General features: G+C 72.3%; 8 protein-coding genes. 5 read left to right on the plus strand and 3 right to left on the minus strand.

Annotation, left to right across the window (positions count from 1 at the left end):
- The first annotated feature begins 73 nt into the window (after positions 1 to 73).
- Both rpmB and rpsN read left to right on the plus strand, forming a co-directional pair.
- Positions 74 to 310, plus strand: coding sequence for a 50S ribosomal protein L28 (gene rpmB, locus ABT367_RS13425; RefSeq protein ID WP_352252732.1), 237 nt, complete (start codon positions 74 to 76; stop codon positions 308 to 310).
- Positions 310 to 615 carry a 30S ribosomal protein S14 gene (rpsN, locus tag ABT367_RS13430; protein ID WP_352252734.1) on the plus strand — a complete coding sequence of 102 codons (306 nt, stop codon included), beginning with the start codon at positions 310 to 312 and terminating at the stop codon, positions 613 to 615. The genes rpmB and rpsN overlap by 1 nt, the downstream gene beginning before the upstream one ends.
- A gap of 66 nt (positions 616 to 681) precedes the next feature.
- Here rpsN and ABT367_RS13435 read toward each other — a convergent pair whose 3' ends face one another.
- Positions 682 to 1,632, minus strand: a complete 951-nt coding sequence (locus tag ABT367_RS13435; protein WP_352252736.1) for a LysR family transcriptional regulator — start codon at positions 1,630 to 1,632, stop codon at positions 682 to 684.
- A 136-nt stretch (positions 1,633 to 1,768) separates the two neighbouring features.
- Here ABT367_RS13435 and ABT367_RS13440 point away from each other — a divergent pair, with 136 nt between their 5' ends.
- Positions 1,769 to 3,190 carry an MFS transporter gene (locus ABT367_RS13440; protein ID WP_352252738.1) on the plus strand — a complete coding sequence of 474 codons (1,422 nt, stop codon included), beginning with the start codon at positions 1,769 to 1,771 and terminating at the stop codon, positions 3,188 to 3,190.
- A gap of 74 nt (positions 3,191 to 3,264) precedes the next feature.
- Here ABT367_RS13440 and ABT367_RS13445 read toward each other — a convergent pair whose 3' ends face one another.
- Entirely contained in the window at positions 3,265 to 4,287 is a 1,023-nt protein-coding gene (locus ABT367_RS13445) for an NAD-dependent epimerase/dehydratase family protein (RefSeq protein ID WP_352252741.1), read from the minus strand.
- A 115-nt stretch (positions 4,288 to 4,402) separates the two neighbouring features.
- Here ABT367_RS13445 and ABT367_RS13450 point away from each other — a divergent pair, with 115 nt between their 5' ends.
- Positions 4,403 to 5,287: an SDR family oxidoreductase gene (locus tag ABT367_RS13450; RefSeq protein WP_352252742.1), complete on the plus strand. Its 885-nt coding sequence runs from the start codon at positions 4,403 to 4,405 to the stop codon at positions 5,285 to 5,287.
- A 73-nt stretch (positions 5,288 to 5,360) separates the two neighbouring features.
- Positions 5,361 to 5,963: a flavodoxin family protein gene (locus ABT367_RS13455; protein ID WP_352252744.1), complete on the plus strand. Its 603-nt coding sequence runs from the start codon at positions 5,361 to 5,363 to the stop codon at positions 5,961 to 5,963.
- A 52-nt stretch (positions 5,964 to 6,015) separates the two neighbouring features.
- Here ABT367_RS13455 and ABT367_RS13460 read toward each other — a convergent pair whose 3' ends face one another.
- A complete protein-coding gene (locus ABT367_RS13460; protein ID WP_352252747.1) occupies positions 6,016 to 7,488 on the minus strand; it encodes an aminotransferase class I/II-fold pyridoxal phosphate-dependent enzyme in 1,473 nt (490 codons plus the stop codon).
- Between the last annotated feature and the right edge of the window lie 112 nt (positions 7,489 to 7,600).

The raw sequence follows: 7,600 nt of genomic DNA on the forward strand, positions 1-7,600 counted from the left end.
GTCGGCTAGAGTAAATGAAAATGGTTCCCATTAACAAAAAGGGAGCCGCGATCCGACGAGAGAGGTACGTCACGTGTCCGCGCACTGCATGCTGACCGGGCGGCAGCCCGGTTTCGGCAAGACCATCTCCCACTCCCACCGGCGCAGTTCACGCCGTTTCGACCCGAACGTGCAGCGCAAGCGGTACTGGCTGGCGAGCGAGGGGCGCCATGTCCGGCTCACGCTCAGCACGAAGGGGATCAAGACGGTCGACTCGATCGGGATCGAGGCCGCCGCGGCCCGGATCCGGGCGCGTGGGGTGAGGGTCTGATGGCGAAGAAGAGCAAGATCGCGAAGAACGAGCGACGGCGCGAGCTCGTCGCCCGCCATGCCGCCCGCCGGGCGGAGCTGAAGGAGATCATTCGCCGGCCGTCGAGCAGCGAGGACGAACGTCGCGCCGCACAGGGCCAGTTGCGGCGCCAGCCGCGTGACGCGAGCGCCACCCGCGTACGCAATCGGGACAGTGTCGACGGGCGGCCGCGAGGTTATCTGCGCACGTTCGGCCTGTCCCGGGTGAACCTGCGGGTTCAGGCGCATGCCGGGTTCCTGCCGGGGGTGCGTAAGTCGTCCTGGTAGTACGGGAGTTCATGCAGCCGGGCCGCCGACCGGATCAGGCGGCGGCCCGACTGCCGGCCCTCAGGGTCAGCGGCCCGACTGCTCGCCCGCCCCCATCAACTCCCGCACACACCCCCGCAACCACCGGTGCGCCGGATCCGCGTCGAGGCGCGGATGCCAGGCCATCGCCAGCGCCAGCGGCGGCAGGTCAAGCGGGACGGGGAAAGTGACCAGACCGAGTGCGTCGGTCATCGGGGTGGACCAGCCGGGGACCAGGCCGATCAGATCGGTGTCCCGCACGAGGAAGAGCGATGCGGGGAACGAGGCCACCGCGCCCACCACCCGTCGGCTCAGTCCCCGTGCGGCCAGGGCCTCGTCCACCGGGCCGTGCAGTTTGCCGCGGCGTGACACGGTGAGGTGCTCGGCCGACTCCGCGAACCGGCGGGCGGTCAACTTGCCCTTCAGGAGCGGGTGTCCGGCCCGTACGACCCCGCGCATCCGGTCCACGGACAGCGGTTCGACCCGCACCTCGGGGGCCGTGGAGTCGATCACGCCGACCTCCAGATCCGCCGTGCCCTCGCGCAGTACGGGCGCGTCGAGATGACTCTCGCCGAGGAAACGGATCCGCAGGCCCGGCGCCTCTTCGAGCACCCGGGCCAGCAGCCTCGGACCGAGCAGAGCCGCGATCGAGTCCTGGCCGTGCACGGTGAACGTCCGCTCCACGGCCCGCAGATCCTGCTCCCCGTGCGCGGCGAACAGCGCCCTGGCCCGCTCGACGACGGCACCCACCTCGGCACGGACCGACAGCGCGTAGGGCGTGGGCACCATGTGCCGGCCCGCGCGCACCAGGACCGGGTCGCCGAGCGCCTTGCGGATGCGGCCGAGGGTGCGGCTCATCGCGGGTTCGGACAGATGCAGGCGCTGTGCGGCGCCCCGCACGCTCTCCTCCTCGAGCAGCACGTCCAGGGCCGCAAGGAGGTTCAGGTCGAGGCCGGTGGCCGGGCCGGGACCGGACGGACGGCTGGCGGATTGCGTCATACGCAAGTACTCCCTGCATAACTTGCATTGGAAAGCAGGCCACCGCCGAGCCTACGTTGAAAGGGCGCCCTCCGCGCGTACCTCAGAGCGCATCCCGAGCGCACCTCCGACCGCACCAGCTCCCGAAGGAGCCGCCATGTCCACGCCTGCCCTGACGGCGACCGCCCCCAAGCTCGGGCGGGCCACGCTGCTTGCCGTCTGCGCCTGCGTGATGGTGGCGCAGAGCATGGTGGCGGCGATCAACCTGCTGATCCCCCAGCTGAGTTCTTCGGCGCTGCACCCGTCCGCGTCCGAGATCATGTGGACGGTCGACGCCTACGTCCTCGCCTTCGCCGGTCTGCTGATCCCCGCGGGCGCGGCGGCCGACCGCTACGGCCGCAAGGGTGCGCTCCTGACCGGGCTCGCGCTGTTCGCGGCCGGTGCGATGACCAGTGCACTGGCCGCCTCACCCGCTGTGCTGATAGCCGGCCGGGCGGTCTGCGGTATCGGCGCGGCCCTGATCACCCCGTCCACCATGTCGATCCTCGTCCAACTCGGCGACACCCCCCTGCACCGGGTGCGCGCGATGGCCGCGTGGACGCTGGCGATCGGCGTGGGCGGGGCGTTCGGCAATCTGGCCGGCGGGCTCGCGGGTCAGTACCTCGGCTGGCGTGCCCTGTTCTGGCTGATGGTGCCGCTGGCGGCGGTGCTCGCCGGATGCGTCGCGTACGCCGTCCCGCGCACCGGGCGCTCGCCCCGGGGCAACCCCGATCCGCTGGGCACCCTGCTGGTCACCGCGGCCCTGTTCGCCCTGCTCTTCGGGATCATCGAGGGGCCCACGTACGGCTGGACGTCCCCCCGTATCCTCGGCGCCTTCGCCCTGGGCGCCCTGCTCGCGGCGGCCTTCGCGCGGCACGGCCTGCGCTCCCCCGCGCCGCTCTTCGACCCGCGTGTGTTCCGCGCGCCGCGGCTGAGCGCGGCGGCGCTCGGTCTGGCCACCGGGTTCTTCGGCCTGTTCTCCCTCTTCTTCGTCAACTCGCAGTACCTGCAAGGACTCAAGGGGTACGGCCCCGCACTGGCCGGCCTGGCGATCATGCCGGTCAGCGCGGGGATGGCCCTGGCCCCGAGGTTCGCGGCCCGCCGGCACTTCCCCAAGCTCTCGGCTCCGCTCGAGCAGGGGAGACCTCCATCGCCCCGCCCGGTGATCACGACCGGTCTGGCCCTCATCGGCACGGGCCTGCTCGCCGCCTCCACGGCCGGTGCGCACACCCCGTACGGACTCTATGTGGTGTGGCTCCTGGTCATCTCCTTCGGTACCGGGATCTGTATGCCGGCCCTGACGATCGGCGTACTGGAAGCGCTGCCCCCGCACGCGGCCGGTCTCGGTTCCGGACTCGGCATCTCCGCACGGGAGTTGGGCGCGGCCCTGGGCGTCGCGGTGACCGGGACCGTCCTGTCGGCGGACGGCGGGGACTACGGCGCGGGGATGTCGTCGGCGCTCAGGGTGGTGGGGGCGGTGGTGCTGGTGTGCACGGGGCTGGTGTGGTGGGGATACGGAAGGCGCGGGCGGCAGGCGTGACGAGGGCGCGGAAGTGCGGTTGGCAGGCGTGACGGGGCGGGCCCTCGCCATGACGGCCTTCAGGCGCCCGGCCTTCAGGCGCCGACCGTGCTCCCGGCCATCGGCGGTGTCGGCTCCCCGGCTCCCTCGCGCATCCCCTGCACCAGTTCCTCCACCGCTTCGAGCGCGGTCCTGCGCGGCTGCCACCCCAGTACGGAGTGAGCCCGGGCGCAGTCCATCAGCGGCAGCCGCAGTACCGCGTCGAACAGCTGCGGCGAGGCCGGCACGAGATGCAGCCCGTACGCGGCCGCGAGTGCGGAGCGGGCCGCGACGCGCGGCATCGGGACCGTACGCGAGTGGAACAGCTCGCCCAACGTCTTGGCGTCGAGGACCGGTTCGGCCGCGAGGTTGAAGGGGCCGCGTGCCTGGTCGTTCAGCGCGGCACGCACATACGCGTCGGCCGCGTCGTCGGTGTGCAGGGCCTGGACGCGCAGCCCCGGGATGTCCGGCAGCAGCGGCAGCAGGGACGGGCGGGCGAGCTGTCCCGGCAGGAACCGGCCGCCGAAGATGCGCCGTTGCTCGCTCGCCGACTCCTCCTTGAACAGGAACGCGGGCCGCATCCTGGCCACCCTGATCTCCCGGTGCGCCTGCTCGAAGGCGTCCAGGGCCCGTTCCAGATAGGCCTTCTCACGGCAGTACGCGGCTTCGGGCCAGCCGTGCGTCGGCCAGGACTCGTCGACCGGGCGGTCCTTGGGGCCGGGCGAGTACGCGCCGACCGAGGACGCGTGGACGTAGGCGGGCACGGCAGCGGCGGAGACCGCCTGCAGCACGCGGACGGTGCCGAGCACATTGGTGCGCCAGGTGGTGGCCGGATCGCGCGAGGGCTGGAAGCGCCAGGCCAGATGGATCACGGCGTCCGCGCCGTGGAACAGCTTGGCGAGCGCGCTCTCGTCGGCGAGGTCCGTGGCCTCCCACTCGGTCTTCGGCAGATCCAGTTCAGGCGTCCTGCGGGCCAGGCCGAGCACCGAGCCGACGCCCTCCTCCTCGGCCAGCCGCCGTACGACGCTGGTCCCGACGTTGCCGGTCGCGCCGGTGACGACGATCCGTTTGCCCTCCATGGCGGGCTCCTTCCCGTACGGGTACAGGGGGCGAGACCGGACGTGTGCCCAGGGGCGCCGCGGGTACACGGCCACTCCCACCAGCACTTCCGAGCACTTCGCCGAGGAGCAGCCGATGTCCGACGGCCCCGCGCAGGACCCCACGACCGCGCACCCGCGCCCCGACTTCCCGTCCCAGGACCAGGAGCCGCCGGGCTGGACCGGCCCCATGGACCCGCCGCCGGACCACGGCGAGGACAGCTACAAGGGCGCCCACCGGCTCACCGACCGCAAGACCGTCCTGACGGGTGGCGACTCCGGCATCGGACGCGCCGTGGCGCTCGCCTTCGCCCGCGAGGGTGCCGATGTCCTCTTCACGTATCTGCCCGAGGAGGAAGCGGAGGCCCGCGAGACGGCACGCCTGGTCGAGGACGCCGGACGGACCGCGCTCCCCGTCGCCTGCGACATCCGGGACGAGCAGCAGTGCGAGCGGGTGGTGGAGCGCGCGGTCGCCGAGTTCGGCCGGATCGACGTCCTGGTCAACAACGCCGCGTACCAGATGTCCCAGCCCGACGGGCTCACCGCCGTCAGCACCGAGCAGTTCGACCGGGTCGTCCGCACGAATCTGTACGGGATGTTCTGGCTGTGCCGGGCGGCGGTGCCGCATATGCGTCCCGGCGCCTCGATCATCAACACCACCTCGGTGCAGGCGTACAAGCCGAGCCCGCATCTGCTCGACTACGCGATGACCAAGGGCGCCATCGTGACCTTCACGCAGGGCCTGGCCCAGATGCTGGTCGGCGACGGGATCCGGGTGAACGCGGTGGCGCCGGGCCCGGTGTGGACGCCGCTCATCCCGGCGACGCTGCCGGACACCGCCGAGTTCGGGAAGCAGGCGCCGCTCGGCCGTCCTGCCCAGCCTGCCGAGATGGCGCCCGCGTACGTCTATCTCGCTTCCGACCAGGCCGGTTTCATCACCGCGGAGATCCTCAACGCAACCGGCGGGACCCCGCTTCCATAACGCACGAGAACCACCGAGCACAAGAACTGACGAGCACAAGAACCACCGAGTACGAGAACTACCGAGGAGACCTATGCGCGCGCTGGCCCTGGCCTGCAGCCTCAACCCCAGCACCTCCCCGTCGAGCAGCCACCTGCTCGCCGCCCAAGTACTGCATGAGATGAAGGAGTTGGGGGTCGACGGCGAGACGGTACGTGTCGCCGACCACCAGGTGCTGCCCGGCGTCGAGAAGGACATGGGCGACGGCGACGAGTGGCCGCGGCTGCGGCAGAGGGTGCTCGACGCCGACATCCTGGTACTCGCCACCCCGATCTGGCTCGGCCACCCGTCCAGCATCTGCCAACGGGTCCTCGAACGCCTGGATGCCGAACTGTCCGAGACCGACGGCCAGGGGCGGATGCTCACGTACGGGAAGGTCGCGGCGGTCGTGGTCGTCGGCAACGAGGACGGTGCGCACAAGGTCTGCGCGGATCTGTACCAGGGACTCAACGACGTCGGATTCTCGCTGGCGCCGGGCGCCGGGACGTACTGGGTCGGCCAGGCGATGCAGGGCACCGACTACCAGGACCTCGAGGAGACCCCGGAGCAGGTGGCCGCCACCACCCGGACCTTGGCGCGCAATGCGGTGCACCTGGCCGGGCTGCTCGCCAAGAACCCGTATCCGCCGTCGTCCTGAGGCGAGGCCTGCTGCCTGCGGACTGTCGGCCGCCCGCTTCCGGCCCTCCGGCTCACCGCTCCGCGGCGACCCGGAGGGTGCGCAAGGCGGGGTCGGCCGCGTCGGGGACGTTCATGCCGGCCTCGACGCCCGTACGGAGATAGGTCAGGACCGCGTCGGTGAGCCGCTCGCCGGGCAGGGCCACGGGGATGCCCGGCGGATACGGGGTGAGCATCTCCGCCACGACCCGGCCCGCGGCCCGTGCGGCGGGGACGTCCTCGGTCGGTCCGAAGTACGCGTCACGTGGCAGGAGTTCCTGGACCAAGCGCAGTTCGGCGGGCGGCGGGACCTGCACCCGGCGCACGGGTCGCAGCGACGGGGCGCGGTGGACCAGATCGCGCAGGGCGGTCACCAGACGGCCGGTGGTGACCAGGTCGTCGGCGTGGGTGAGCTGGGCGCTGATGCAGCGGTGGTCGGCCAGGTGGACGTCGATGTGGTGCCGGGCACGCAGCCAGTCCGCGGCGCGGTATCCGGTGAGTCCCAGGCCCGTGACGTCGACGACCGCGGGCAGCGGGTCGAAGCCGTCGGCGCGGCCCGGGCCGCAGTAGTCCTCGCGGCGGTCGACCCGGGGACCGTCGAGGGCATCGATGGACTGCCGTGTGGTGTGGGCGAGTTCGAGTGCGGCGCCGAGCAGCTCGCGGCCGTGCAGGGCCATCTGGCGGCGCCACGCGTCGATGCCCGCGTACAGGAGCACGGACGGGCTGGTCGTGCCGAGCAGATCCGCGCGGGAGGCGAGCGCGGCCGGGTCGACGAGATCTCCCTGGAGATGGAAGACGGAGCCCTGTTCGAGGCCGCTGCCCATCTTGTGGATGCTGGTGACGCAGACATCGGCGCCCGCGTCCATCGCCCAGGCCGGCAGGTCGGGGTGGAACGGCAGATGGGCGCCCCATGCCTCGTCCACGATCAGCGGCCGGCCCCGGCGGTGGCAGACCGCGGCGATGGCGGAGAGATCGGCGGCGGCGCCGTACGGGGTGGGGCTGGTGACCAGCGCACCGCGGGCCTCGGGGTGGTCGGCGAACCCCTTGGCGACGGTGGTGGCGGACGGCGGGTGCGCGAGGTGCCGTTCGAGGTCCCACCGCGGCTCGAGCCATACGGGTTCGATACCGGCCAGGATCAGTCCGGCCACCACCGACTTGTGCGCGTCGCGGCTGATCAGGAGGGAGTCGTGCGGGGCCGCGACGGTCAGCATGGCGGCCTTGACCGACAGGGAACTGCCGCAGGTCGAGAAGAAGGTGTGCTCGGCGTGCACGGCGTCGGCCATCAGGTGCTCGGCCCGTTCCAGGACCTGCCCCCGCCCGCGCCGGTCGTCGAGCCCGCCGGACGCGAGCACGTCACCGAGGTACACGGCGTCCCCCAGTACCGCCCGCGCCTCGGGATCGGCCCCGCGCGCCTGCTTGTGCCCCGGTGGTGTGAAGCCGAGTTCATGGTGGTCGTGGTAGGCGGCCAGAGCTTGCAGGACGGGTGCCTGGGTGTGGTCGAGTGGCATGCGGCTGCGGGTACCTCGAGGGGCGGGGGGGGGGGGGGCGGCGCGGGGGGGGACGCCGGGGCGCGCCCCCCCCCCCCCGGGCGGCGGCGGCGCCCGGGGGCGGGGAGAGAGG

The organism is Streptomyces mesophilus, from assembly GCF_040300965.1.
Classification (GTDB): domain Bacteria; phylum Actinomycetota; class Actinomycetes; order Streptomycetales; family Streptomycetaceae; genus Streptomyces; species Streptomyces mesophilus_A.

Bases quoted from the DNA above. Each gene is read 5' to 3' on its own strand.
- ABT367_RS13455 (WP_352252744.1), top strand. From the start codon at position 5,361: ATGCGCGCGCTGGCCCTGGCCTGCAGCCTCAACCCCAGCACCTCCCCG.
- ABT367_RS13435 (WP_352252736.1), bottom strand. From the start codon at position 1,632: ATGACGCAATCCGCCAGCCGTCCGTCCGGTCCCGGCCCGGCCACCGGC.
- ABT367_RS13440 (WP_352252738.1), top strand. From the start codon at position 1,769: ATGTCCACGCCTGCCCTGACGGCGACCGCCCCCAAGCTCGGGCGGGCC.
- ABT367_RS13450 (WP_352252742.1), top strand. From the start codon at position 4,403: ATGTCCGACGGCCCCGCGCAGGACCCCACGACCGCGCACCCGCGCCCC.
- rpsN (WP_352252734.1), top strand. From the start codon at position 310: ATGGCGAAGAAGAGCAAGATCGCGAAGAACGAGCGACGGCGCGAGCTC.
- ABT367_RS13445 (WP_352252741.1), bottom strand. From the start codon at position 4,287: ATGGAGGGCAAACGGATCGTCGTCACCGGCGCGACCGGCAACGTCGGG.
- ABT367_RS13460 (WP_352252747.1), bottom strand. From the start codon at position 7,488: ATGCCACTCGACCACACCCAGGCACCCGTCCTGCAAGCTCTGGCCGCC.